This window comes from Methyloglobulus morosus KoM1 (assembly GCF_000496735.2).
GTDB lineage: Bacteria > Pseudomonadota > Gammaproteobacteria > Methylococcales > Methylomonadaceae > Methyloglobulus > Methyloglobulus morosus.
Map to the genome: position 1 here is coordinate 1 of NZ_AYLO01000093.1, position 22,719 is coordinate 22,719.

30 protein-coding genes are annotated in these 22,719 nt (G+C 45.7%); 9 read left to right on the forward strand and 21 right to left on the reverse strand.

The features are described from left to right. On the reverse strand, nt 1–559 hold a 559-nt coding region (locus MGMO_RS12355; protein ID WP_036307876.1), incomplete at its 3' end, for a sterol desaturase family protein. Between the two features lie 432 nt (nt 560–991). Here MGMO_RS12355 and MGMO_RS12360 point away from each other — a divergent pair. Beyond that, nucleotides 992–1,384 carry a cupin domain-containing protein gene (locus MGMO_RS12360; protein ID WP_023495395.1) on the forward strand — a complete coding sequence of 131 codons (393 nt, stop codon included), beginning with the start codon at nt 992–994 and terminating at the stop codon, nt 1,382–1,384. A gap of 84 nt (nt 1,385–1,468) precedes the next feature. On the opposite strand, the gene MGMO_RS12365 is transcribed toward MGMO_RS12360, so the two are convergent. Further along, nucleotides 1,469–2,215, reverse strand: a complete 747-nt coding sequence (locus MGMO_RS12365) for a DNA/RNA non-specific endonuclease (RefSeq protein ID WP_235557280.1) — start codon at nt 2,213–2,215, stop codon at nt 1,469–1,471. Nucleotides 2,216–2,399: 184 nt separating this feature from the next. Between MGMO_RS12365 and MGMO_RS12370 the strand changes: the two genes are divergently transcribed. Continuing rightward, nucleotides 2,400–2,732, forward strand: a complete 333-nt coding sequence (locus tag MGMO_RS12370; RefSeq protein WP_023495397.1) for a DUF2956 domain-containing protein — start codon at nt 2,400–2,402, stop codon at nt 2,730–2,732. A gap of 95 nt (nt 2,733–2,827) precedes the next feature. Here the strand turns inward: MGMO_RS12370 and MGMO_RS12375 are convergent, their stop codons facing one another. Then, the gene (locus MGMO_RS12375; RefSeq protein WP_023495398.1) at nt 2,828–3,340 is read right to left on the reverse strand and encodes a hypothetical protein; all 513 of its coding nucleotides are present in this window, start codon (nt 3,338–3,340) and stop codon (nt 2,828–2,830) included. 386 nt (nt 3,341–3,726) lie between these two features. Between MGMO_RS12375 and MGMO_RS12380 the strand changes: the two genes are divergently transcribed. The 3 genes from MGMO_RS12380 to MGMO_RS12390 all read left to right on the forward strand — a co-directional run bounded on the left by MGMO_RS12380 (nt 3,727) and on the right by MGMO_RS12390 (nt 6,224). After that, complete coding sequence (locus MGMO_RS12380; RefSeq protein WP_152976359.1) at nt 3,727–4,500, forward strand: ATP-grasp domain-containing protein; 774 nt, start codon at nt 3,727–3,729, stop codon at nt 4,498–4,500. 137 nt (nt 4,501–4,637) lie between these two features. Beyond that, a complete protein-coding gene (locus MGMO_RS12385; protein WP_023495400.1) occupies nt 4,638–5,237 on the forward strand; it encodes a hypothetical protein in 600 nt (199 codons plus the stop codon). A 525-nt stretch (nt 5,238–5,762) separates the two neighbouring features. Next, on the forward strand, nt 5,763–6,224 hold the full coding sequence (locus MGMO_RS12390; RefSeq protein ID WP_023495401.1) for a hypothetical protein: 462 nt from the start codon (nt 5,763–5,765) through the stop codon (nt 6,222–6,224). A gap of 98 nt (nt 6,225–6,322) precedes the next feature. Here the strand turns inward: MGMO_RS12390 and pqqE are convergent, their stop codons facing one another. The 10 genes from pqqE to pqqA form a co-directional block, all read right to left on the reverse strand. Next, nucleotides 6,323–7,492 (reverse strand): pyrroloquinoline quinone biosynthesis protein PqqE, encoded by a 1,170-nt coding sequence (gene pqqE / locus MGMO_RS12395; RefSeq protein ID WP_023495402.1) that lies wholly within the window; start codon nt 7,490–7,492, stop codon nt 6,323–6,325. Continuing rightward, nucleotides 7,473–7,742, reverse strand: coding sequence for a pyrroloquinoline quinone biosynthesis peptide chaperone PqqD (gene pqqD / locus MGMO_RS12400; protein WP_023495403.1), 270 nt, complete (start codon nt 7,740–7,742; stop codon nt 7,473–7,475). The genes pqqE and pqqD overlap by 20 nt, the downstream gene beginning before the upstream one ends. A 96-nt stretch (nt 7,743–7,838) precedes the next feature. Next, nucleotides 7,839–8,321, reverse strand: a complete 483-nt coding sequence (locus MGMO_RS12405; protein WP_023495404.1) for a copper resistance protein NlpE — start codon at nt 8,319–8,321, stop codon at nt 7,839–7,841. A 338-nt stretch (nt 8,322–8,659) separates the two neighbouring features. Further along, on the reverse strand, nt 8,660–8,821 hold the full coding sequence (locus tag MGMO_RS19655; protein ID WP_023495406.1) for a hypothetical protein: 162 nt from the start codon (nt 8,819–8,821) through the stop codon (nt 8,660–8,662). Nucleotides 8,822–8,898: 77 nt separating this feature from the next. Beyond that, nucleotides 8,899–9,144, reverse strand: coding sequence for a DUF2442 domain-containing protein (locus tag MGMO_RS12415; protein WP_023495407.1), 246 nt, complete (start codon nt 9,142–9,144; stop codon nt 8,899–8,901). 229 nt (nt 9,145–9,373) lie between these two features. Next, entirely contained in the window at nt 9,374–10,312 is a 939-nt protein-coding gene (locus tag MGMO_RS12420; protein ID WP_023495409.1) for a DUF6998 domain-containing protein, read from the reverse strand. Nucleotides 10,313–10,413: 101 nt separating this feature from the next. Further along, on the reverse strand, nt 10,414–11,145 hold the full coding sequence (pqqC, locus tag MGMO_RS12425; protein ID WP_023495410.1) for a pyrroloquinoline-quinone synthase PqqC: 732 nt from the start codon (nt 11,143–11,145) through the stop codon (nt 10,414–10,416). 33 nt (nt 11,146–11,178) lie between these two features. Continuing rightward, complete coding sequence (locus MGMO_RS12430) at nt 11,179–11,457, reverse strand: GIY-YIG nuclease family protein (RefSeq protein ID WP_023495411.1); 279 nt, start codon at nt 11,455–11,457, stop codon at nt 11,179–11,181. Nucleotides 11,458–11,532: 75 nt separating this feature from the next. Beyond that, on the reverse strand, nt 11,533–12,444 hold the full coding sequence (pqqB, locus tag MGMO_RS12435; RefSeq protein WP_023495412.1) for a pyrroloquinoline quinone biosynthesis protein PqqB: 912 nt from the start codon (nt 12,442–12,444) through the stop codon (nt 11,533–11,535). 111 nt (nt 12,445–12,555) lie between these two features. Next, a complete protein-coding gene (gene pqqA, locus MGMO_RS19065; protein WP_082458363.1) occupies nt 12,556–12,630 on the reverse strand; it encodes a pyrroloquinoline quinone precursor peptide PqqA in 75 nt (24 codons plus the stop codon). A 248-nt stretch (nt 12,631–12,878) separates the two neighbouring features. Between pqqA and MGMO_RS12440 the strand changes: the two genes are divergently transcribed. Further along, complete coding sequence (locus MGMO_RS12440) at nt 12,879–13,097, forward strand: hypothetical protein (protein WP_023495413.1); 219 nt, start codon at nt 12,879–12,881, stop codon at nt 13,095–13,097. Nucleotides 13,098–13,111: 14 nt separating this feature from the next. Here MGMO_RS12440 and MGMO_RS12445 read toward each other — a convergent pair whose 3' ends face one another. After that, nucleotides 13,112–13,858, reverse strand: coding sequence for a HesA/MoeB/ThiF family protein (locus MGMO_RS12445; protein ID WP_023495414.1), 747 nt, complete (start codon nt 13,856–13,858; stop codon nt 13,112–13,114). A 137-nt stretch (nt 13,859–13,995) separates the two neighbouring features. Here MGMO_RS12445 and groES point away from each other — a divergent pair, with 137 nt between their 5' ends. The 3 genes from groES to MGMO_RS12460 all read left to right on the forward strand — a co-directional run bounded on the left by groES (nt 13,996) and on the right by MGMO_RS12460 (nt 16,685). Further along, nucleotides 13,996–14,283 carry a co-chaperone GroES gene (gene groES, locus MGMO_RS12450; RefSeq protein ID WP_023495415.1) on the forward strand — a complete coding sequence of 96 codons (288 nt, stop codon included), beginning with the start codon at nt 13,996–13,998 and terminating at the stop codon, nt 14,281–14,283. Between the two features lie 47 nt (nt 14,284–14,330). After that, nucleotides 14,331–15,983, forward strand: coding sequence for a chaperonin GroEL (gene groL / locus MGMO_RS12455; protein ID WP_023495416.1), 1,653 nt, complete (start codon nt 14,331–14,333; stop codon nt 15,981–15,983). A 264-nt stretch (nt 15,984–16,247) separates the two neighbouring features. Beyond that, on the forward strand, nt 16,248–16,685 hold the full coding sequence (locus tag MGMO_RS12460; RefSeq protein WP_023495417.1) for an Hsp20/alpha crystallin family protein: 438 nt from the start codon (nt 16,248–16,250) through the stop codon (nt 16,683–16,685). Nucleotides 16,686–16,768: 83 nt separating this feature from the next. On the opposite strand, the gene dinB is transcribed toward MGMO_RS12460, so the two are convergent. From dinB to MGMO_RS20015, 7 genes are all read right to left on the reverse strand, one after another. Next, on the reverse strand, nt 16,769–17,860 hold the full coding sequence (gene dinB, locus MGMO_RS12465; protein ID WP_023495418.1) for a DNA polymerase IV: 1,092 nt from the start codon (nt 17,858–17,860) through the stop codon (nt 16,769–16,771). A 6-nt stretch (nt 17,861–17,866) separates the two neighbouring features. After that, on the reverse strand, nt 17,867–18,190 hold the full coding sequence (locus MGMO_RS12470) for a DUF4389 domain-containing protein (RefSeq protein WP_023495419.1): 324 nt from the start codon (nt 18,188–18,190) through the stop codon (nt 17,867–17,869). A 7-nt stretch (nt 18,191–18,197) separates the two neighbouring features. Further along, nucleotides 18,198–19,226: a DUF2333 family protein gene (locus tag MGMO_RS12475; RefSeq protein ID WP_023495420.1), complete on the reverse strand. Its 1,029-nt coding sequence runs from the start codon at nt 19,224–19,226 to the stop codon at nt 18,198–18,200. 228 nt (nt 19,227–19,454) lie between these two features. Then, a complete protein-coding gene (gene xerC, locus MGMO_RS12480; RefSeq protein ID WP_023495421.1) occupies nt 19,455–20,369 on the reverse strand; it encodes a tyrosine recombinase XerC in 915 nt (304 codons plus the stop codon). After that, nucleotides 20,369–21,055 carry a DUF484 family protein gene (locus MGMO_RS12485; RefSeq protein WP_023495422.1) on the reverse strand — a complete coding sequence of 229 codons (687 nt, stop codon included), beginning with the start codon at nt 21,053–21,055 and terminating at the stop codon, nt 20,369–20,371. The genes xerC and MGMO_RS12485 overlap by 1 nt, the downstream gene beginning before the upstream one ends. Continuing rightward, on the reverse strand, nt 21,052–21,879 hold the full coding sequence (gene dapF / locus MGMO_RS12490) for a diaminopimelate epimerase (protein ID WP_023495423.1): 828 nt from the start codon (nt 21,877–21,879) through the stop codon (nt 21,052–21,054). Before dapF ends, MGMO_RS12485 begins: the two co-directional genes overlap by 4 nt. Before the next feature lie 217 nt (nt 21,880–22,096). Beyond that, on the reverse strand, nt 22,097–22,719 hold a 623-nt coding region (locus tag MGMO_RS20015; protein WP_161808494.1), incomplete at its 5' end, for a hypothetical protein.

Below are 22,719 nucleotides of genomic sequence, written 5' to 3' on the forward strand. Positions count from 1 at the left end.
TAACGAACAGCGTGGTAACGACTTCGTTTACCAAGACGATGAGTTCATCGATCCCCATAAGAATGATGACCGTCGCTTTCAGGATGTAGGTCATGAACAACTCTGTAATGTGTACCCGAAATCCGGTTGAAACATTCAGGTAAGGGTCATTGTGATGGACTTTATGGAACATCCATAAGCCATCGTAACGATGACAGGCCTTATGCCAGACATAAAGCAATAAATCGAGCGACAACAATGACAAACCGACTTTCAATAAGGGATTCGTAATAACGTGCAAAAAACCTTGGCTGAAATGTTGCCTAGCCACTATCCATAGCATTGAGGCCGACAGCAATGACATGATCAGGCTATTAAACATGAATAGGCTGAGGTTAGCGTTATAAGATTGCCGCAGTAATTGCGTTGAGACCTTATTTCTAGGTGCATGTTTCTCCAGTGCCGCAAATCCGGCAAATGAAATAAGCAATATAAAGCCAGCCCCTGTGCTCGGCGATAAGGCCGACCAAGGCCAATTGAATTGATATAAGCTGATTAAAGATAAAAGTTGATTTAACATAGGAAATACCTTTCTCCTTAAGTGCTGATGTGTCCTATCAGAACCGTTTTAATAACAATTACGATAAATCTTAAAAGCAAAAAATGATGTAAAAAATTACCAACTGCTTTTCTGACAACTGCAATTGTTACTTAGTTCAGCGCTAAATATGTCAAATATTGTTTTATTATAAACTATTAGGAAACAAATAATAACCTTATCGCAAATAAATTCCTTGGAAAAACGTGACGTTGATGTGAGTTTTAAGGCTATCCTGTTATTTTATGGCTCTCAAAATGATTATTTATCATTGGCTAAACGCTCAAGAAACCAGAAGCGGTAGTTGGCTAACGCCTTGTCAAATCACATAAGAATGTTGGATGGCGCAGTCATGCTGTCCATCCGAGACCTAGACAAAAACTTTATTGAGTTTCATCAACCCGCATTGTGATAATGGCCAACATGAAAGAAGAAATACGGCACATGAATTTAGCTGCGGAGTTTTATACAAATGAGCGGTGCTACATTACTGAGCTCTCAAACACCGAAGCCGATCCAGGCGTATCGATTGCCCGTGCCCGCGTTGAACCTGGCGTAGCTACCCGCTGGCATCGGGTCAATGGTATTGCTGAACGTTACATGATTCTTGAGGGAGTTGGTTTAGTGGAGGTTGGCGATTTGCCGCCACGAGAAGTCGGTTCCGGCGATGTTGTCCTTATTCCGCCCTCATGCCGTCAGCGGATCACTAACTTTGGAAAAGAAGATTTAATATTTCTTGCCATTTGTTCACCCCGTTTTCGCCAGGAAGCCTACGAGGACATTGAGGATGAAGATATAGCAACATAGAATTCAGGATAATGGCGTTGTCATATAGGCATTTGCCGAAATGCCTTGATTCACGCCTAAGCAATTACCATTTATTAAATACCATTAACCCCTATCGCATCCATAAGGAATCAGCCAGGAAACATCCGGTTTGGCGTGCTTCGGGTCAACAACAGGAATTTTCTCGCCAGTTTCATCTTCCAGGTTATCGATACTCACCAAATATTGATCCAATCTTTTCTTGGTGGCCTCTGATGAATTCGGCACCACCCAGGCAATAACGCGTTCATCTTGTCCCGTGCCTTGAATGACGACTTTCCAGAAAGCATCCGGCGTTTTGATGCCATGCGATTGTATAAAATAATCATCAGATGGGTTATCCCCCCATATTACGCCGCCGATGACCAATAACTCACCCATATCCCGGTAACACTCGACAATCTCTTCTGTCAATTCCCAAGCGCCACGATTCATCGCAGAAACCTGGGGCAGAATATTGGTCATCGTATTGGAGGCTTTGATTGCCGATACTGAATAATCCAAATGATTTGCAGGGGCTAAATGGCCACGGTCATAGCCATTGCCATAAGCTTTTGTGGATGTCTGTTGGCATTCAGGCGGTACGTTCGGGTCGAGAAAGAATCGGCTATTTCGCTTGAAATTACCGGTATCGCGCTGAGCGGTATACCTGAATTTCACCGCTCCGCGCCTGTTATAATCAAGCCATAAGGTAAAGCCGTCGTAATTAAGCTTAAGGATGCGGCTTGAAGCGGGAGATAACTGTTCCGAGGGGTTTTCTTGAAAAATAGAGCAACCCGACAAGAATAAAACAAGCAAAAAAATGTATGGCACAAGCCTAATCCTGTTATCCATCAACATGGGCACAAAAACATTTTCATGGTTTTATTCTTGACTGAAGCGCTTCGATGGACGGATTTTGTAACACCATTGTTGGCTATTCTATTTCCTCAAAATAAATTCAACAAAGTCGTCGCGGTTTTTGTATGATTCAGTTGAAAAAATCAAATGGAAAATCATGATAAATAAGAGTAACCAGAAACCGTCGCCGCAAACACAAGAAGAGGCGTTGAAGATTGCCAAAGCTATGCAACGCCCGGCGCAAACCAAAGAGCAAACCAAGTTGATTGCGCAAGGCATTCAAAAAGGGATTGATCTCTACAAAAAACAACAAAAAGAAAAAGCAAGGGAGTTGAATAAACGACTCAAAAAAGCCTCAAGACAAAAAGAAGGATCGCTCGATACGGACGATTCCGATGTGGAAGAAATAATTGTCTATCGGCAACATTGGTTGCCTTGGGTGCTCCTGATTTTATCGTGGCTAGGTATGGGCGTTTATCTTTTTCGCTGATATGGGCCTAGTTTAATGAATTGTTATTTTGTAGTGATAAACTCTCTCCCTTTAAATTTTTTCATTTCCGCTTTGCCAATGGTTAATGTATTTTTTCAAAAAACAAGGAAATATAATACGGATAAAATAATGCCAAGATTCATGTAAATGGTGGCTGCCATGCCGGGCGCCCGATACAAGGGGTCAATCCGGTAACCTATCCAAAAGGCTATCCGAGCTAAAACAAATACCAGGGTAAGCGCAATCATAAGTTTCATGGACGCAGCTTCAAGAAACGTTGAAAGCGCCAGTGTCCCAACTAAAAAAAGGAAATTTTGCTGAAGCGTGTTATCGACAAACCGACCGTTGATTACCGTTGCGCGGTCTTCGGCATGGCGGAGTGGATCGATTGCTTCGCTCAAGAATCGGTTATTTCCTACCGTGACAATCCCGATAAAAAGGGGAAGTGCTGCGACTAGATTCATCCGTAGGGTAAATATAACGCGGTCAAAGGGATTGCCCATGCCAGCAGGAGCAGGCAAATTCGAATACAACAGTGTCACCAATATGACCATGCCTATCACGCCAGAGGCTGCGCCGATCGCGACTTTTTTCTGATCTTTGTTCATGCTTTTAACTTGGCCTTACGTTACACACAGGTGTTACGCCGTCAATAATATTGCCCTAACCAACGCCAACATTGAAGGAATACGTTTTGTTTGTATTATATCGGGTAACTGCATGAAAGATATATAATTACATGGCTTCATTCTTAGGGTGGCTTTTGGAGGGTTACAAAAAGTGGAAATATCAAACAATACCAGCCGTATCATGATTAAGTTTATATTCGAGTTCGAGAATTTCTAAATTGGACCCTAAATGCATAGGTTTTCTTTATTTAGGTGAAACGCATACCGAATTTACAGCTCTTGCCCGTTGTTTGTCAGCGCATGGCATTGAAAGCAGATTGATAGATTTAACGCAATGCCGATCTATCCAATGGGATGAATACAGTTTGATCAATGTGCGCGAATGCCGTGGTTATCATCGTCATCCTGATTTCTCATCAAAAATTGACGATCTAAAAAGCAAGCTAGGTCATGTGCCTATGACAAATTCATTTTCAGTCATCCGAGCTGCTATCGACAAAGCCAACTATCTACGCGAGTTGGAATTGGCTGGGGTTGATTTGATTCCTACAGTCTGGTTAAAACGTGGCGAATCCATAACGTTAGAAGAAATAATAGGGAAAACAGGCTGGCATGATTTCGTTGTCAAACCTACCGTCTCATCGAAAAATTGGAATGCTTATAGGGTTGTGGTGAATGGAAACGAAATACAAATTGTCAAAGCCGACATTAACATGTCATTCCGGGACATAAAGACAAATAACGTTTTTACTGATTTGATGGAGTTATGCGATGTCTGTGTACAACAATTTATGCCGGAGATTTTTTCTCGCGGCGAATTGTCATTTGTGTTTATTGATAACGAGTTTAGCCACGCTATTCGAAAAACAGTGGCGCCTAATAATTGGTTAGCCCATGAGTTTTTCGGCGGTAATAATGAATATTACCAGGCAACGGCAAATGAAATAAGCTGGGCGGAACATATATTCACAAAGCTTGACCAGAAATATGGCGATTTCCTTTACGCGAGGATTGATGCTATCCCGGATAACCGGAGGTTGCTTCTGCTGGAATGTGAATTAATGGTACCTCGGTTGTTTTTGAACGAAGGGCATGCCCTTGAAAGATATGTGCAAGCCATGAAGAAACGGCTTATCTAAATGGCGGTGTCCATTCAACAAGCGTGAAGATTTATTGGGCTATCAATCCTTCTTTAAAAGTTATAAGGTGTACTTCTGGCTAACGGGGCAAATAAGGCTTTCCAGCCTTAAATACTCATTCCATCGGGCATCTAGTAATGAAATATTGTGTTTCTTGTAATATTAGCGGTGCTATTTTCTTTGTCGTAACGGTAGTGATTTATGGTTGCACCCAAAATGTTCGAGAACAATCGCCTGATGCTATCGCTGGTAGCGTAAAGCATATTTCAAGGCCTGACCAACCGAATTTGGCGTGGTTTGCTCCAGAATTACACATCAGCCATTACCGCACGTTATTTTATGGCTACGATACCGTTGATTACCGCCTAGCTGCGCCAGAACACCCGGAAACTAAAACAAACCGTAGCTTTCGTTTATTAGTCGATGCCCATTATGGGGGTAACCTAAGGCATTATGACTTTGCGAAGATGCCCGATGCATCGATCCGTGAAGTCGTCCATGACCAACATGATACCGAACGCTGCCAGATATTTAACAGCTTAATATCCTCGTGCCTGTATCGGGATCGGTTTGGCTTAAATTTATCCCGGTCAGAACTAGAGCTTGGGCTCGTCAAAGGCATACAATTCTTATTCCGTTCCCAAACACAAGATTACGAGAGTCTTGACCTTCCATCAAATTATATAGAAGGATTCCTCAAGGCGATTGACAATTACGAGCCGCAACAAGCTCATTGAGTTAATCTCAACTGTGGATGTGATGTTTCGCAAGGTTATTTTGCCAGGAATGCATGGTGATTTTACAAAGGCGGGGCACTGTCGACTTCTTATGGCTTTTGCTTGTGTTCGAACAAATCCTGTTAACAGTGTTATAACGGCATCTATGCGGCACGTACTCGGCTAAGAAAGAAATTTCAAGCTTAAGTAATTAGGATTGTTTACGTTTTCTCTATGCGTCGATGTATGTCGCCTGACAATTATATGTTGCGGATAGTGTTGCCTATTAGTCCAATACTTGTCGATCAGTATGAGTTTTAGCCCCCAACAAATAATGGCCGACATTGTATGGGGCTTCGCCCTCGACCTCCAAGAACACCGTAATCAATAGAAAGATCGGTTTAATTTATCAAAGCGTTCGTGTTAACCTACTTGCGAGGAGGTAAAGATCAATGTGTACAGAAGTAGGATTGTCCTGAATCGGGTAACCTAAATTTATACAGATTGTTCCACCGCTTGTTCAATAACAATTAGAGGGAGAAAAGCATGTATCGCCGTATTTTTCATAACATCTTGTCGATTATCGTCGTCATTACCTTCATGGGTTTGCCGCCTGTCGCCGAAGCCGAGAGAACCATCACCATCTCTTGCAAGATGTCTTATCGGCTTAAGGGCTGGTCTATAGCCTATAAGCAATACAATGGCTTTGGCGATGTGAGCTGTAACAACGGTCAACGTGCCCACGTGATGTTGGAAAGCAAAAGTTTGGGCTTATCCATTGGTGTCTCTGAGATCGAAGGCACCGGACAATTTACCGAGCTAAGGGATATTAAAGAAGTATACGGTACGTTTGCGTTGTTGGAAGGTCATGCGGGTGCCGCCAAATCGGCGGAAGGGCAAGTGTTGACCCGTGGCCTGGTTTCCTTGGTGTTATCGGGCGTAGGCCGCGGTTTCGATATCGGTGTTACGCTCGGTGGCTTGAAGATTTCTCATCCAAGGAAAAGGTAGCTCGCAGGCTAGGTTGAGGTAAGGAATCCGGTAAAGGGGTCTCTATGACGAATAACGGAATCGAGTGTTGTAGTCCTTGTTCGGCACAACCTACTGAGTTAACTGGTTATATCGCCAGCCAAATCCATAGCCTTAGAATTCCGGCTATTGCGAAAAACCAACGGCTTTTCATCAGTCGTCAAGCTTGCAGTAGCTTTGGCTGAGTCTATCGCTTGTTGAATTAGCCCGTGTTCCGGCGATTTGCTGCACACCGGATCGGCGGCGTACATGTCTTGGGTCATCAGATAAGCCTGACAGCGGCAGCCGCCGAAATCTTTTTCCTTTTCGTCGCAGCTACGGCAGGGKTCTTTCATCCATTCAAAGCCGCGGAAAAAGTTGAAGGCTTTGGAGTTGTGCCAGATGTCCTGGATGCTGACATCGTTCACATTCGGGCAATCCAACCCTGGTAAGTCACGGGCGGAATGGCAGGGCAGGGCGATGCCATCGGGTGCAATGGTCAGGAATGTCGTACCCCAGCCGTTCATGCAGGCTTTAGGGCGGTCTTCGTAATAATCCGGCACGACGTAATAGATTTTCATCTTGCCGGCGACCTTTTCTTTAAACGCTTGGGCGATTTCTTCGGCTTGCTCGAATTGCTCTTGGGTGGGCAGCAATAAATCGCGGTTAACATGCGCCCAGCCGTAATATTGGGTATTGGCAAGTTCCAGGTAATCCGCGCCCAATTCCTCCGCCATTTCCAGGATTTGCGGCATCTGGTGGATGTTCTCGCGGTGGATGACTACGCACAACACCATCGGATAACCGTGTTTTTTGACGAGATGGGCGACTTCCTTTTTATGATGGAAAGAGGCTGTTCCGGCAATATGGTCGTTGAGTTCCTGGGTGCTGGCCTGGATGCTGACCTGGATATGGTCGAGCCCCGCCTCTTTTAGCTGGATGATTTTTTCTTCCGTCAAGCCATAGCCGGAGGTAATCAGGTTGGAGTAATAGCCCAGTTCCCGGGCATGTTTGACGAGTTCAACCAAATCCTTTCGCGTGAGCGGTTCGCCGCCGGAAAAACCCAACTGCACCGCGCCCATTTTGCGGGCTTCGCTCAACACCCGTTTCCAGTCGTCCGTGCTGAGTTCGGATGGATATTTGGCGTAGTCGACCGGATTCGAGCAATACGGGCATTGCAACGGGCAAGCGTAAGTCAGTTCCGCCAGCAACCAGCGCGGCGGCGTTATCGGATTCGTCTGCGCCACAGGGTTATTGTTTAATCCAGCCATTTTGTAAGGCAACCTCAAGGAAAGCGGTAATGTCGTTGGTGAGACCCGTGGTGGCAAATTTTTGTTCAAGCTCGCTAATGATTTGGGCAAGGTTACGGCTGCCGTCACAACAAAGCAGGATTTCCGCCGAACTTTGGTTAAGCTCCACCATGCCTTCAGGATAAAGGATGACGTATTTCTGCTGGGCTTCTTCCCATTGCAGGCGATGCAGGGGGGAGAATGTAATGGATTGGTCAGGGTTAATGGTCATTCCGTTTCTTACCGTTAGGGCGGGAGCCGTGTATTGCGCCAAATGGGTTGGCAAAACATCTGGCACAATACACCAAGTTATTGGTTGTCGGTGAAATCAATGCCCACCATGGCCGCTGCCCGATGTATTCACGACATCTTTCCGCTTCAAGATATAACCGTCGGCACCGTCTTTGGTGATCCGGTTGCCATCTTCATCCAACTTAATCAGCATGTCGTCCTCGATTAAATACTGCTGCGTCGTGGTAGAACCTTTTTTCGGCGTTAAGACCAGCGTATTGCCGTTCTCGCCTAGGGTAAATTTGCCTTTTTCGATAATTTCCCGGTCTGATTTGCCGACGTATAGGGAAATGTAGACGTATGTATTGTTTTCGTTTAGGGCGAGCGTTGTCCGAATGCCCTTGCAATCAGAACAAGGATAAAAACCCAAATACAATCCCGACATATTGAGGTTTTTTTGTGCGTGTTGAGCATCCCCATTGCTGGCGGTTTCGGCAAAAACCGGGTTGCAACCGAGGTAAACAAAGGCGATCAGAAAAATGGCCAGAAAATGTTTGGTTATTTGCTTAAATATTGGCATGTCAGTTCCTCAGAAAACGATGGTTATAGTTGTTATTCACCTGCTCATTGTGTTCATACGGCCTCCACACTCAAACCAACCTGTTGCGCTGCATCAAGCTGGCGTTGGTCGGCAGAGACAAACACATCGCATTCCAAGGCCATTGCACTGCCGATGTGGATTGCGTCCATTGCCCGTAAGGCATTACTACCAGGCTGCCCATTGTATGCAAAAGTACCCTCGGCGTTAAGTCGCCAATGGCAATATCTTCCACATCTGACAACATGGCTGTTTTAACCTGTTGATATTGTGCATTAGTTATTTTATTTTTCCGCTATAATCGAAGGCGGCTACCGACTTTAATTACGTTCGTCGAGAATCATCCGGCTAACCGATTCGCCACCCAGCACCAAAGGTTGTGCGGTACGACGTTTCCACGACGGCAAGTCGGCAATTATCGGTACAATGTCGGCGATAAGCTTGTCGTTATTGCGGGCTTTTGTGAAGGAGGCTCGTTTCATTTTTGGCCTAAATATACAAAATAATGGGCATTAATGGATTATGTCGTGAAGCTTAAGCGCAAATTGCATCTACATAGTTAAGCTGCATGTTTTTTGGTGTCAGCCAGCAACATGCTCTCGATGCTTAAATGATAATCTAATTCCGGCCATTCTATCCCTGTTCCTTTGCAAATAAAGCTATAGTTGGCTAACTGTTTCAACGAGGCTTCCTGCAATTCTTTATACCAAGACATAGGTGTTAAGATGACGCAGCCATCCTCAAGTTCGACATGCAAATAGCGGTCATCAAAATGAACGGATTTACCTTTGGCTAAAATAGTCATCCCATTTCCTCTCAAATTCAGCTTTATGGTTTGTTGTGATTGTCAACGCTTTCTTCAAGTCTTTTGGTTTCATATCATTATGCACGATGCGAAGGAATGTAGGTTGCGGGTGAGGTACGAACCCCAACAATTCGGCGCATCAAATGTTGGGGTTCGTACCTCACCGCCAACCTACAAAATACCCAACATACGGGATAAAGCGAATCCTCCAGGTTACGGGTTAAAAACTTCACAGCTTATAGGTGTCGATCAGATTTTGGTTGAGCGTAATAATGTGGGCGTTTGTATGCTGCCTGTACTTTCCAATCGAAGCGATATCTTCATGAGGTATTACTAGAGTGTAAGCTACATCGAATGTCGGTTTTACCAACAATACAATCAGATGATCGAACGGTTTGGAATCTAAATTCCGAATTGCACCAAGTGGGTAGCTTGTACGCTTAGTTTCATACGTCCGGCTTTTTATTTGGTATCGTTCCCCAGTCACTTTACAAACAGCATCGTACCCTTTAGTCGAGTTTGGCATTCTTTCCAATTCAAACTCCTGGCACGCAACCCATTCAGCGAAATCACCTAAAGGATTATTGCCCGTTGAGCAAACGCCAAGATTTTCAAGTTCGGCAAGAATTTCCCTATGTTGAGTAAGCAGTTCTTTTATACGATTGATATTTTTGTCTATTTCTTTTTCCAAAACTATAGGATGCGTTGAGGAAAGGGGTGCATCGCATACGTTTAAGTTCTTAAGCTTACTCACTATTTCTAGCCGCGACAATAACTTTACAGGAATTTTAAGAGTTGAATTTTTCAAGTTATGCAAGCTGGCTTCCATTGTTGACTTGTTCATTTCTATATGTATTCCCCACACATTCCCTGACTTTGGACGGTTATCCATAACAGAGGGTGATAACAGTGAAGAAATTTGTTGAAGTTGAGAAAATATAAATAGATTTGGCACGATACGGACAAGCAAATAAGGGTTAGATGTTAAGCGTTTTAGATTTGCTTCCCGAATGTCAATCCAGTATTTACTATTTGAGGCTTCAGCAACGGCTGGCGACAGGATGCTATTTTTCCCTTTGATAAATACTGTCGTGTTCTTTTGCTGGCGAAATCCACAGGATTTCAAAACATCCAAATTGTGATCTCTACTGTTTATTTTATCGTTCATTTATTCCGCCGATTGCTTCTAACGTAATATACACAATGACTTTTGTCCAATACCCCCCGCTTCATAATTCTAATTTTAGCCTTGTGCCTTTTCCCTTTAGCCTACGCCCCAACATTAAAATACGGCGGCATCCCGTTAATATAAGCCATATACATCGCATCCGCCATCGACCACAATACATCCAGTTTAAACTGCAATATCTTGATCATGCGGTCTTGCTGTTCTCGGGTCTTGTACCAGTCCAGCGTAATCTCCAAGCCGTGTTCGACATCGCGGCGGGCTTCTGTCAGGCGTTTGCGGAAATAAGCGTAGCCGTCTTTGTCGATCCAGGGGTAATGTTCGGGCCAGTTGTCCAGGCGTTGTTGGTGGATTTTTGGGGCGAACAGTTCGGTTAACGAGGAACTGGCGGCTTCGTGCCACTCCGCTTGGCGGGCGAAATTCACATAAGCATCTACCGCAAAACGCACGCCGGGCAACACATGTTGTTCGGAGGTGATTTCTTCCCGTGTCAAGCCAACCGCCATGCCCAACTGTATCCAGGCTTCAATGCCACCGGGGTCGCCGGGGTGACCGTCGTGGTCCATGATGCGCTGTATCCATTTGGCGCGGGTTTCGCGGTCGGGGCAGTTGGCCAGGATGTTGGCATCTTTTCTAGGAATGCTGACCTGATAGTAATAACGGTTAGCTACCCAGCCTTGTATTTGTCCTTTGGTTAACTTACCTTCATTCATCAAGGTGTGGTAAGGGTGATGGATGTGGTAATACCTTTCCATGCCGCGCAGTTGCGCTTCGAATTCTTCCCGGGTCCAGGGGTGTTTTTCAGAATTTGCCATAAACTTGCCTTAAAGTTTTTTCGTAGATAGATTTCATTTAAATTTTGGCCATTGATTGTAACCAACTTCGGGATTATTTGACTGGTATTCCTTTATGAACTCAGATTCTCTCTTGTTAATCTCTTCAATACTTTCAGATTCAAATATAATTTCTTTGATAATGGTCATGCGCCTTCTTGTTTCCCGAGTAAAATCTTTTGCAATTAATTCTGAGTTAGCACTACCAAAATAATTTATGTTGTTGGTTAGATCCTTACCAATATAGATTTTTCCGTTTGGATAAGTGATTTTATAAATGACTTTTAGTGCCATGTCAGTTTTGCAGTATTTTTTGCGACCATGATCTGCTTTAAGACATTAAAATATATACTTATAAATTTCTATGTTTTATAGATCAATCTCCATGCCGTCATAAGCCACTTCAATGCCTACAGCATCAAGTATTTTCCGCGGCTCTGAATCTTCGTCCAAAATCGGGTTGGTGTTGTTGATGTGGATCAAAATTTTACGGGTTTTGCTGACGCCGTTTAACACTTCGATCATGCCGCCTTCGCCGGATTGCGCTAAATGGCCGATTTCCCGCGCCCGTTTCTGGCTGATGCCCATCGTGACCATTTCATCGTTTGTCCAGAACGTGCCGTCGACCAATATGCAATCCGCTATTTGCATGGCGGATAGGACATGCGGCTCGATTTCGCCTAATCCCGGCGAATAGAAGGCTTTTTTGCCGGTCGAGATTTGCTCGATGATTAAGCCGATATTATCGCCGTCATGCGGATCGTAGCGGTGCGGCGAGTAGGGCGGGGCTTTACTCTTTAAGGCCTGGGTATAAAAACGCAGGTCGGCGATGGCGGGGATGGTGAAGCTGCCGCCGTCGATGGGAACCGGATGATGGTTAACCGTGCAGTAATGCGACAGCATGTTGAAAATCGGGAATCCACTGGTTAAATCCTGTTTAACCATTTCCGTGCAATAAATATCCAGTGGTTTGCCTTCGCGTAGCATCAACAAGCCGGTGGTGTGGTCGATTTGGCTGTCGATCAGCAATACGGCCTTGATGCCGGTATCGCGCAGGCCGTGCTTGGGCTGGATAGAGGGAAAGGCTTCCAGTTGCGCGCGGATGTCCGGCGAGGCGTTGATCAATAACCAGTTTTGGTTGTCGCTGCTGACTGCGATTGAAGATTGGGTGCGTGTTTTGCCGTTCATTTCGCCGGAACGAATCCGCTTGCAATTGTGACAATTACAATTCCATTGCGGAAAGCCGCCGCCTGCGCCTGAACCTAGAATTCTGATTTTCATACTTTAATGGGTTGGTTGATACTAAGTTGTGGAATGATAGGGTATTCGTTACGGCAAGGCAAAAAAAAGGGGCTCTCAAAAGAACCCCTTTTTAATCTGAACCAGTTGGTATCAACGGTTTAAGATGTACATGGTGACTTCAAAACCGAAACGCAGGTCAGTGTAACTTGGTGTTTCCCATTTCATTGTTAACCTCCAGAAGTATTTGTTGTATTACGCTAGCTCTTGCAAGAAAGCAGACCGAAGTATACGACGAACTATTTTTTTTCGCAACTGCAGTTAATGGACATCAATAAGCCTAAAAAGTTGCCTGCTTTTTATTGCGGACTCAATAGATGCAGAGACTTTATTTTTTGTCAGAAAAGCGTATCATCAAAGTTAGTCGAACATTACTAATCATAACAATTCTAACAAACAGATGTTGAGGGGGCATCATGGGTGATGTGACAGGGCTTTTTATAGTAATGATCGTAATTGGTGCAGCCGCTTTTGCGCCGCTGGGTTATTTTATCTATAAATTCTCACAAAAAGACGGCAAACCGTTTGGCGATATTGAGCCGCACGGCGACAGCCCGTCCTTGGTCAACGATTTGGCTGAAAAGGCCATTGCTTTGGTGAAGAAGCAGTTGAATAAAAACAAAAAATCTTCCTGAAAATCTTTTGTGCCTTACAGGTTGCCGCACGTTGGGCAACCTGGGTTTTTTTTGAAACGCATGGTTTTGATGTTCATGGTTAGGCCATCAATCAGCAACAACCTTCCCGCCAGGGTTTCGCCCGTGTTGATGATGAGCTTCATGGCTTCCAAGGCCTGGATGCTGCCCACAATGCCTGTTATGGGCGCAATTACGCCGTTGGTCGCGCAGTTTTGCATTTCCTCGCCTTCATTTTTGTAGAGACAGTTGTAGCACGGGCAATCGCTATGGTTCGTTGCAAAGACGGATATTTGTCCTTCAAAACGAATGGCGGCACCCGATACTAACGGTTTCTTATGGGTTACGCAGGCCCTATTAATGGCAAACCGCGTCGCAAAATTATCGCTGCAATCCAATACCGCGTCCGCATTTTTGACTTCTTCATCGAGTTGTTCACCTTGCAAGCGTTGCTTGACTGCCGTTACCTGCACATCTGGATTCAATTGCCTGAGCGTGTTGCGGGTTGAAATTACCTTATCTGCCCCCACATCATCGGTGTGATGGGCAATCTGCCGTTGCAAATTGGATAAGTCTACCGTGTCGTCATCATAAATGGTGATCTGACCGACTCCGCCAGCGGCAAGATACATAGCCGCCGGCGATCCCAAACCGCCAGCACCTACAATGAGGACACGGGCCGCAAGCAGTTTTTGCTGTCCGGCCATATCGCACTGAGGCAGCATGATTTGGCGGCTATAACGGAGCAGTTGATTGTCGTTCATAAGTCATTGAATGAGTGAAGCCAAGTGGGAGATGATGCCAAAGAACTTGACAGACTGCAAAAGCTCATTATTATTAGCACTCATTACTAGCGAGTGCTAATAACATTAACCCTTACACTAAACCCTAGGAGATATTGATGAATATACGTCCGTTACACGACAGAGTGATAGTCAAACGCGTAGAAGAAGAAACGACAACGCCCGGCGGTATCGTGTTGCCCGGTTCTGCGGCAGAAAAACCTAGCCAAGGTAAAGTCTTGGCCGTAGGTAGCGGCAAACAACTGGATAACGGCCAAGTGCGCGCTTTGGAAGTCAAGGTTGGCGACAAAGTGTTGTTCGGCAAATACGCCGGTAACGAAGTCAAAGTTGATGGCGAAGACCTGATCGTCATGCGCGAAGAAGACATCATGGGCATTTTGGGCTAAGCCCAACTCCTTTTTTATCGACTTAATTATTCATATAGGAATAGAACATGGCAGCAAAAGACGTATTATTTGGTGATGACGCACGTACCCGTATGGCGCGTGGCGTCAATATTCTGGCAAATGCCGTAAAAGTAACTTTGGGCCCTAAAGGCCGCAATGCAATCCTGGACAAAAGTTTCGGCGCCCCTACCATCACGAAAGATGGTGTGTCCGTTGCAAAAGAAATCGAATTGAAAGACAAGTTTGAAAACATGGGCGCACAAATGGTGAAGGAAGTGGCATCGCACACTTCTGATGTCGCAGGTGACGGTACAACTACCGCAACCGTATTGGCGCAATCAATCGTCAACGAAGGCTTAAAAGCTGTTGCTGCGGGCATGAACCCCATGGATTTGAAACGCGGTATTGATTTGGCTGTGACCAAAGCTGTTGAAGCCATTGTTGCTTCTGCTGCACCTTGTGCAGACAACAAGGCTATCGCCCAAGTCGGTACAATCTCCGCCAACTCTGATGAATCGGTCGGCAAAATCATTGCCGAAGCCATGGAAAAAGTCGGCAAAGAAGGCGTAATCACGGTTGAAGAAGGTTCAGGGCTGGATAACTCATTAGACGTGGTTGAAGGGATGCAGTTTGACCGTGGCTACTTGTCGCCTTACTTCATCAACAAACAAGACAGCATGAGCGTTGAGTTGGATGATCCGCTTATCCTGATCTACGAAAAGAAAATCTCCAATATCCGTGAAATGTTGCCCATCCTGGAAGCCGTTGCCAAATCAGGCCGTCCGTTGTTGATCGTTGCTGAAGACGTTGAAGGCGAAGCCCTGGCTACCCTGGTCGTTAACACCATCCGTGGGATCGTTAAAGTGGCAGCCGTTAAAGCCCCAGGCTTTGGCGACCGCCGTAAAGCCATGTTGGAAGACATAGCCGTATTGACAGGTGGTACGGTGATTGCAGAAGAAGTCGGCTTAAGTTTGGAAAAAGCGGAATTGTCGCAACTGGGTACCGCGAAAAAAGTACAAATCACTAAAGAAAACACTACGATTATCGACGGTGCGGGTTCTGAAGATCAAATCAAAGGCCGGGTTAATCAAATTCGTGCACAAGCCGAAGAAGCGACGTCTGATTACGACAAAGAAAAACTGCAAGAACGTTTGGCTAAACTGGCTGGCGGCGTCGCGGTCATTAAAGTCGGTGCAGCCACTGAAATCGAGATGAAGGAAAAGAAAGCCCGCGTTGAAGATGCATTGCATTCAACCCGTGCTGCGGTCGAAGAAGGCGTTGTTGCTGGTGGCGGTACCGCCTTGGTACGCGCCCTTTCAGCATTGCAAGATCTTCAAGGTGCAAATCACGACCAATCCGTAGGCGTTAACATCCTGCGCCGCGCAATGGAAGAACCATTACGCCAAATTGTGTCAAACGCAGGCGACGAGCCATCGGTCGTGTTCAATGAAGTGCAAAAAGGAACAGGCAACTTCGGTTATAACGCCGCAACGGGCGTTTACGGCGACATGATCGAAATGGGGATCTTAGACCCTGCCAAAGTCACACGTACCGCGTTGCAAAATGCCGCTTCCGTTGCAGGCTTGATGCTGACTACCGAAGTGATGATTGCCGATGCACCTAGCGACGACAAGCATGGCCACGGTATGCCAGATATGGGTGGCATGGGCGGAATGGGTGGTATGGGCGGCATGATGTAATCTGCTGCTTTTATAGCCTAAGCTGTAAAAACCTTAGCCCGGCTGTTTTTGCAACAGCCGGGCTTTTTTGTTTTTGATTAACACGCCTTACTTCGCGTGCTATAACAAACACAAGCAGCTCGCTTTCCCCATAGGTAAGAAAAATTAGTGTCTTTGTAGTAGTTCACCCCTTGAAAAAGAAACGTCAACCCCAATATTGGTTAGTAACGACAGTCGTTACCTGTATTTAACTTTTATTGGATGTAACCATCCGAGGAGGCCATAATGGCTATTACACGTTACGAACCCTTAAATGTTTTAACCCAACTGCAACGTGAACTTGACCGCTTCCGTGGTGAAGGCGATGACGGCAGTGGCCGCATTGCGACCGCAGAATGGGCGCCCGCCGTAGATATCAAGGAAGAGGGAAACCGCTTTGTGATTCATGCCGATATTCCAGGCGTTAATCCTGAAGATATTGATGTCAGCATGGAAAAAGGGGTTTTGACAATTAAAGGCGAGAAAAACACCGAAGCCAAAACGGAAAAAGACAACTATAAGCGCGTCGAACGCATTTATGGTTCATTCTATCGCCGCTTTAGCTTGCCCGATACGGCAGATAATGATGCAATCAGCGCAAAATGTAAAAATGGCGTGCTGGACATCGTTATCCCTAAGCGGGAAGCCGTCAAGCCCAAGAAAATCAGCGTGGTGACGGACTAAGCGGTTTTGGTGTTTAAAACAATAATGACGGCATCTTAGGATGCCGTTTTTTTTGTCCAAAAAGCAGGGTGGCAACAGTGCGCCTAATGGCGGATGTTTTCAAACAAATCGATTTGCTCAACAGGCGAGTTCGCAGATTGGTTTTCTAAAGACGATAAGCTTATGCCGAGCAAACGGACATCACGTTTACCTACATCGGTATTTTTAAGTAATTCTGTCAGCAAATCTTTTATGGATATTGCTGAAGTTATGGCGTGCGGCAAGGTGCGGCTACGCGTTATTTGGACGAAATTGTGATATTTGATTTTTACGGTAACCGTATGCGCCGACAGATGTTTTTCCGTGACTTTGGCTAAGGCATTTTCAAAAAGTTGCTGCAGGTGTTCCAGCGCTATTTGTACATTCCCAATATCTTGCTGAAAAGTGGTCTCTACGCCAACCGACTGGCTTTTCCGGTGGTTAACCACCGGCCTGTTGTCAATCCCTCTGGCTATCTGGTAGTAATACGATCCAGACTTGCCAAAATGTTGCTGTAAATCTACCAGTGAAAACCTCTTTAAATCTTTGCCTGTTTGAATGCCTAAATTGTGCATTTTCAAGGTAGTCGCTTTGCCTACGCCGTGAAATTTTTGGATGGGCAGTTGTTCGATAAATTTCGCGCCTTCTTGGGGTGTAATCAGGTACAAGCCATCCGGTTTATCTAAATCAGAAGCAATTTTGGCCAGAAATTTGTTGTAAGAAACCCCTGCGGAAGCCGTCAATTCAGTCTGTTGTTTTATTCGGTTTTTAATGGCCTTGGCAATTAAGGTTGCGGAACCGTCATGTTTTTCAGAGTCTGTAACGTCCAGGTAGGCTTCATCCAGAGAAAGCGGCTCAACAAGATCGGTATATTCGAAAAATATTTGCCTTATGGCTTTGGAAGCCTCGCGGTAGGCTTCAAACCGCGGTCTTACGAAAATGGCTTCTGGACATAAACGGAAAGCCCGACTGGTCGGCATTGCGGAGTGGATTCCAAACGGCCTTGCCTCATAGCTGCAGGTAGCAACGACACCGCGCGCGAACGGATCCCCACCTACGATCAAGGGTTTGTTGCGGTATTCGGGAAAATCGCGTTGTTCCACCGCCGCAAAAAAAGCATCCATGTCGATATGAATGATTTTGCGGACAGTGGACATTTAGGATTATTTGGCAGGGGTCTTCCTGGGCTTGGGTTCAGGAAGGTTGAGTTCTTCAGTCATTTCCCACTCTGCAAACGGATAAGGCAATACGTCAGAATTGAAGGTCAGGAAAGTGATGATGTGATACGTGTACAAGGACAAGTTGCGCCCAAATTTCAGTACATTTTCATTCGGGCTACCGGTAAAAAGTACGGAGGCAATTTGCAATAAGATCACCGCCCAGATCAACATCCTGACCAAGCCCCCAATGGCGGCAAAAATCAGCATAAAGAATATGCGTTTCCAGGTGCTGATCTTTTTAAGGTTTTCTTCGAGTTGTTCGTCCATTATTTCATTACCCTCTATTCATGATGTCACGTAAATCCAGTGCAGCCGCATTGGCACGGGCTATATAAGTTGCCATCGACAACGAATAATTGGCGAATACCCCATAGCCGCTGCCATTCAATATCATCGGGCTGAGTACAGGTGACAATGCGTTTTCAAGTGCCTTAATCATAATGTCCACGGTGTTCATCGCCCGCTTGTCTAATAGGATGTCGTGGAAATCATACTTGATCGCCTTGAGGATGTGCAACAATGCCCAACTGGAGCCGCGTGCTTCGTAAAATACGTTGTCTATCTCCAACCAAGGCGTTTGGCCCAAGGGTGCAACCTTGGCGTTCCTGACCGCAACATTGGGTTCAATAACTTCCAGGCCGGGAATAAATTCTGCCCCCGCAGCGCTGGCGCTTAACCGTGTAGACAAATTGCCCAAGCGCTTAATGACAACTTCGGTATATTGCCAAAGATTGTCGGCGCGGGAATAAAATTGTGCACGTTTGACATTGCCGCCGTAGGTTTGCAAGCGGGTCATATACTTATGGAGCGCGTCAATCCCTTTCGTATATTCTGCTTCAGTCGACGGCAAAGCCCAGGAATCATGTTCGTAATAAAAATACGGTTCCGCGATTTTTAAGTCAGGATCTTCATCGGACTGCGATTGGTCGCGGGTAAAGTGATTACGCAATGCCGAGGTCGCATCACGCAACATTATTAACGCGCCGTATTCAAAGCTCGGTATGTTGTCGAGGAGTACGCCAGGTGGCGCTACATCATTCGTCAGGTAACCGCCCGGTTTGTGCAACAAGACCTCAGCAATATGGGCAAGGGTATTTGTGTAAGTATAACCCAATGGAATATCGGTCGTTTTCGTCAGCTTGGCACGTTCCATCGCCGCTTCCTGAATACTGAACTGTTTGGGTTCGATACTCCACCACTCTCCGAGAACAACTAAAATGATTAAGGTGACAAGCACAAGAATACCAAAACTCCAGAGTATGCCCCTGGATTTTCCATCTTCTAGCAGATCACTTGATGCCATTTAGGTTTCCCGTTTGCGTGTGTGTTGAAAAGCATTATTGAATTGTTGGCATGTTATCAGATTTTTGAGGTTTTTGCTTATCCCACAGGGAAAACACTGAATTAATCAATCGTAGGATTCTTGCATCCTTGTGAGGGTCAGTAGCTACAATTCGCTTTTTATTGGAATAACCCATTTTAGGTCGGTATTAACGATGGCTAGTCAGCGTTAACTTTATAATAATATGGGTTATTTAAGCAGTTTTGCTTTTTTTGCCCGTGGATGTGCCTTGTCGTAAATTTCCGCCAAATGTTGAAAATCCAGGTGCGTATAGATTTGCGTGGTGCTGATATTGCTGTGCCCCAACAATTCTTGGACGGCCCGTAAATCTTGGCTGGATTCCAGCAAATGGCTGGCGAAAGAATGCCGTAGCATGTGTGGGTGGATGTGTTGGTCTAAGCCTTTTTTTTTGCACCATTGCGCCAGCCTTAACTCAATACTGCGCTGGCCTAACCGACTCCCTTTGGTGCCCACAAACAAGGCTGTATTCCCAACTGTTGTCATTATCATGCGTTTTTGTAACCAGTTGTTTATCGCGGCAACCGCTTTTTCGCCTATGGGCAGCACACGCGATTTGCCGCCTTTGCCTGAGCGGACAATCAACGAGCGGTCGGTCAAATCCAGGTCGGCTATATCCAAGGCCTTCAATTCGCTCAACCTTAAGCCAGATGAATAAAATAGCTCGAACATGGCCAAATCACGGATTTCTAAAGGCGAGTTTGCTCCAGCTTCCAACAGCCCATTGACCTGGTCGACATCTAAAGTTTTCGGTAGCTTTCGGGCTTGCTTAGGGGCTTTGACATACTGCGCTGGATTGCTTTCAACCCAGCCGTTTTTCAACAAAAAAACATAGAAACTTCGGATGGCGGATAATTCACGTTGTAGGGTTTTGCTACCCATGCCTTTGCGGTGCCGGGCGGCAATATGGGCTCGGACATCAATTTGCTTTAGGTCTGCCCAATCGGAAATTTGCTTATCAACGCAGTATGTCGATAAGCGTTCCAAGTCGCGCTGGTAATTGCTGACGGTATGCTCAGATGCGCGCTTCTCAAACCGAAGTTGATTCAAAAATTTTTCGAGCGTCTCTACCGCAATGGGTGACATTATTGTCCGCTTATTAGCGCTATGAGACGTGTTCCGACAATCTCGCTCATTTGGGTCAAAAACAGGCTGCCCATACTATAATGAAAGCGCCCGTCCTCCCGGCTACCGACCGCCAAAAAACCTTCCATCTCAGTAAATAGCATCGGCATGATGGCGTACGACTGCACTTCCAGGGAAGCATCGCCAAATAGTATTTTGGCTTGGGTCAAGGTCGGTTTGCCGCAGGTCGGTTGATTGCTGGCCAATTCTTTGCTGAATGGTTTGAGGTTGTCGCTGTCAGGTTCGATATACAGGTTGGAAATCGGTGCATCAGGGACAGGCTTGATGATGCGGATGGCCACAAAATCAGTCAGGAAATATTCCGAAAGCACCGTTTCGAGATTCGCCACCGCTTCTTCAATCGTCTTGGCATCCAGCAATGCCAAGGTAAGCTTGTGCATACGCACATAAGAGGTATCGTTTTCCCTGGCGATCTCGATCAGTTCGGTCAATTGGCTTTCCAGTTCCTGATGTCGGCTCCTGAATAATTCCAATTGCTTGGAAATTAACGATACCGCATTACCGCTGGGGTGTGGAATCCGCATCTGCTCAAGCAGGTGCAAGTGTTCGTTGAAGAATTCGGGGTGATCGCGCAGGTATTGCTCGACCTGTGTTGCGGTCAGTTTTGTCTTTTCTTGGTCGCTCATACCGTTATTTTTCCGTCAAAGACAGTTGTCGCAGGTCCCGTCATGAAGACAGGTTGTCCACGGCCTGTCCAGCTTATCGTCAGTTCGCCGCCCGTTAAAGCTACCGTGGCCTCGTTATCAAGCAAGTGTTGCCCAATGCCCGCAACCACAGCGGCGCAAGCACCACTGCCGCAGGCCAGGGTTTCTCCGACTCCGCGTTCAAAGACACGCAATTTAATGTGATGTCGATTGACGGGTTGCATAAAGCCGATATTGGCGCGTTCAGGGAAGAGCGGATGGCTTTCCAGAATTCGCCCCCATTCAGCCACTGGCGCGAGATTGACGTCCTCCACCTGGATAACCGCATGGGGATTGCCCATCGATACCGCACCGAACACTATTGGCTGATCATTAATATTCACCCGATAGGTTTGTGCTTCCCGGTCTACAAGTAAAGGGATTTCGGCAGGTGCATGTCTGGGTATGCCCATGTTGACCGTCACCAACCCATTGTCGGTAAAGGTCAGCACGAGCGGTCCTGAATCCGTATCGACGGTGATTTCATCGCCAGAAAATAAACCTTTTTCCCGCACAAACCGCGCAAAACAGCGTGCGCCATTGCCGCATTGCGAAACTTCGCCACCGTCGGCATTGAAAATACGGTATTTGAAATCGGCGTTTGGGCTTTCTGGTTTTTCGACCAATAACAGTTGGTCAAAGCCAACGCCAAAGTGACGGTCAGCCATGAAACGGATTTGTTCCGGGGATAACAAGACGGCCTGGTTGATTGCGTCGATGACGACGAAATCATTGCCTAGGCCGTGCATTTTGGTGAAGTTAATCATTATTCCCATTGTTAAGATTTAGTGATCTGTAGGATAGATAAGCGCAGCGCATCTATCAATAGTTATTCGATAAACATAAGGTGGATGCGCGTAGCTTATAGCTTATCCACCTTACCAACTGAACAAAGTGAAGCGCGTTATTCGCGCATGTTTTATTTTCTCGACCGATCCTCGTACCTCGGCACATCCTACGCTTGGCGCATCTTACGAGTTGGAGCTATTTATTATGTTTTCTTTTTCCAATTTCTTCTAGTTTAAGAAGATAATAGTAATTTGATCGCAGCTTATCTTCTGAAAATCCTGCAATAAGCCAATCCCCTAATGCTGACACTGTGTCTTGGATAGCTTTTCCCAAATCTAAAGTCACGTAAGATGCAACTAAACCCGGTACTTTCTTTGTAAGATCCCATGATCTTGACTTCCACCCTTTCTTTGGCTTTTCGAGTTCATTCCTTAACTCAAGTAATGAGGGATAAACTTCGGTTCTCGCTATAAATTGGGCTGCCTTAACGACTTCCTCATTACTTGAAGATTTTTCAATTGATGAATTCAACTCTTTTGCCAAACGTAAAAGACTAATTCTAAACGGTGCGATGTGTTTAGAAAGATCATCTCGTGCTTCCAATATCTGAGATGGTTGCAGCTCACCAATTTCCGGCAAAACAAGATTTACGCACTCCATCGCCATAATCGCTGCTAATATTTTCTCATTATTTTTTGCAGATTCAGCTCCAATTCCAGGCACTGGCAATGTAGGGTCTGTATTTATTAGAGGAATCCCGTGTTTGGCTGCATACAAGAGTGCATTGCATTGGTAAAAATAATTACCTGGATAGTCTA

Coding starts and splice junctions, on each gene's coding strand:
- MGMO_RS12470 (WP_023495419.1), bottom strand. CDS start 18,190: ATGGACGAACAACTCGAAGAAAACCTTAAAAAGATCAGCACCTGGAAA.
- pqqB (WP_023495412.1), bottom strand. CDS start 12,444: ATGAAAATCAGAATTCTAGGTTCAGGCGCAGGCGGCGGCTTTCCGCAA.
- MGMO_RS12405 (WP_023495404.1), bottom strand. CDS start 8,321: ATGCCAATATTTAAGCAAATAACCAAACATTTTCTGGCCATTTTTCTG.
- MGMO_RS12385 (WP_023495400.1), top strand. CDS start 4,638: ATGAAATATTGTGTTTCTTGTAATATTAGCGGTGCTATTTTCTTTGTC.
- MGMO_RS12475 (WP_023495420.1), bottom strand. CDS start 19,226: ATGGCATCAAGTGATCTGCTAGAAGATGGAAAATCCAGGGGCATACTC.
- MGMO_RS12485 (WP_023495422.1), bottom strand. CDS start 21,055: ATGAGCGACCAAGAAAAGACAAAACTGACCGCAACACAGGTCGAGCAA.
- MGMO_RS12445 (WP_023495414.1), bottom strand. CDS start 13,858: ATGAACGACAATCAACTGCTCCGTTATAGCCGCCAAATCATGCTGCCT.
- MGMO_RS12430 (WP_023495411.1), bottom strand. CDS start 11,457: ATGGCACTAAAAGTCATTTATAAAATCACTTATCCAAACGGAAAAATC.
- MGMO_RS12360 (WP_023495395.1), top strand. CDS start 992: ATGGCCAACATGAAAGAAGAAATACGGCACATGAATTTAGCTGCGGAG.
- xerC (WP_023495421.1), bottom strand. CDS start 20,369: ATGTCACCCATTGCGGTAGAGACGCTCGAAAAATTTTTGAATCAACTT.
- pqqD (WP_023495403.1), bottom strand. CDS start 7,742: ATGACCATTAACCCTGACCAATCCATTACATTCTCCCCCCTGCATCGC.
- MGMO_RS12460 (WP_023495417.1), top strand. CDS start 16,248: ATGGCTATTACACGTTACGAACCCTTAAATGTTTTAACCCAACTGCAA.
- pqqC (WP_023495410.1), bottom strand. CDS start 11,145: ATGGCAAATTCTGAAAAACACCCCTGGACCCGGGAAGAATTCGAAGCG.
- groL (WP_023495416.1), top strand. CDS start 14,331: ATGGCAGCAAAAGACGTATTATTTGGTGATGACGCACGTACCCGTATG.
- MGMO_RS12390 (WP_023495401.1), top strand. CDS start 5,763: ATGTATCGCCGTATTTTTCATAACATCTTGTCGATTATCGTCGTCATT.
- MGMO_RS12370 (WP_023495397.1), top strand. CDS start 2,400: ATGATAAATAAGAGTAACCAGAAACCGTCGCCGCAAACACAAGAAGAG.
- MGMO_RS12420 (WP_023495409.1), bottom strand. CDS start 10,312: ATGAACGATAAAATAAACAGTAGAGATCACAATTTGGATGTTTTGAAA.
- groES (WP_023495415.1), top strand. CDS start 13,996: ATGAATATACGTCCGTTACACGACAGAGTGATAGTCAAACGCGTAGAA.
- MGMO_RS19655 (WP_023495406.1), bottom strand. CDS start 8,821: ATGAAACGAGCCTCCTTCACAAAAGCCCGCAATAACGACAAGCTTATC.
- dapF (WP_023495423.1), bottom strand. CDS start 21,879: ATGATTAACTTCACCAAAATGCACGGCCTAGGCAATGATTTCGTCGTC.
- MGMO_RS12375 (WP_023495398.1), bottom strand. CDS start 3,340: ATGAACAAAGATCAGAAAAAAGTCGCGATCGGCGCAGCCTCTGGCGTG.
- dinB (WP_023495418.1), bottom strand. CDS start 17,860: ATGTCCACTGTCCGCAAAATCATTCATATCGACATGGATGCTTTTTTT.
- MGMO_RS12440 (WP_023495413.1), top strand. CDS start 12,879: ATGGGTGATGTGACAGGGCTTTTTATAGTAATGATCGTAATTGGTGCA.
- MGMO_RS12415 (WP_023495407.1), bottom strand. CDS start 9,144: ATGACTATTTTAGCCAAAGGTAAATCCGTTCATTTTGATGACCGCTAT.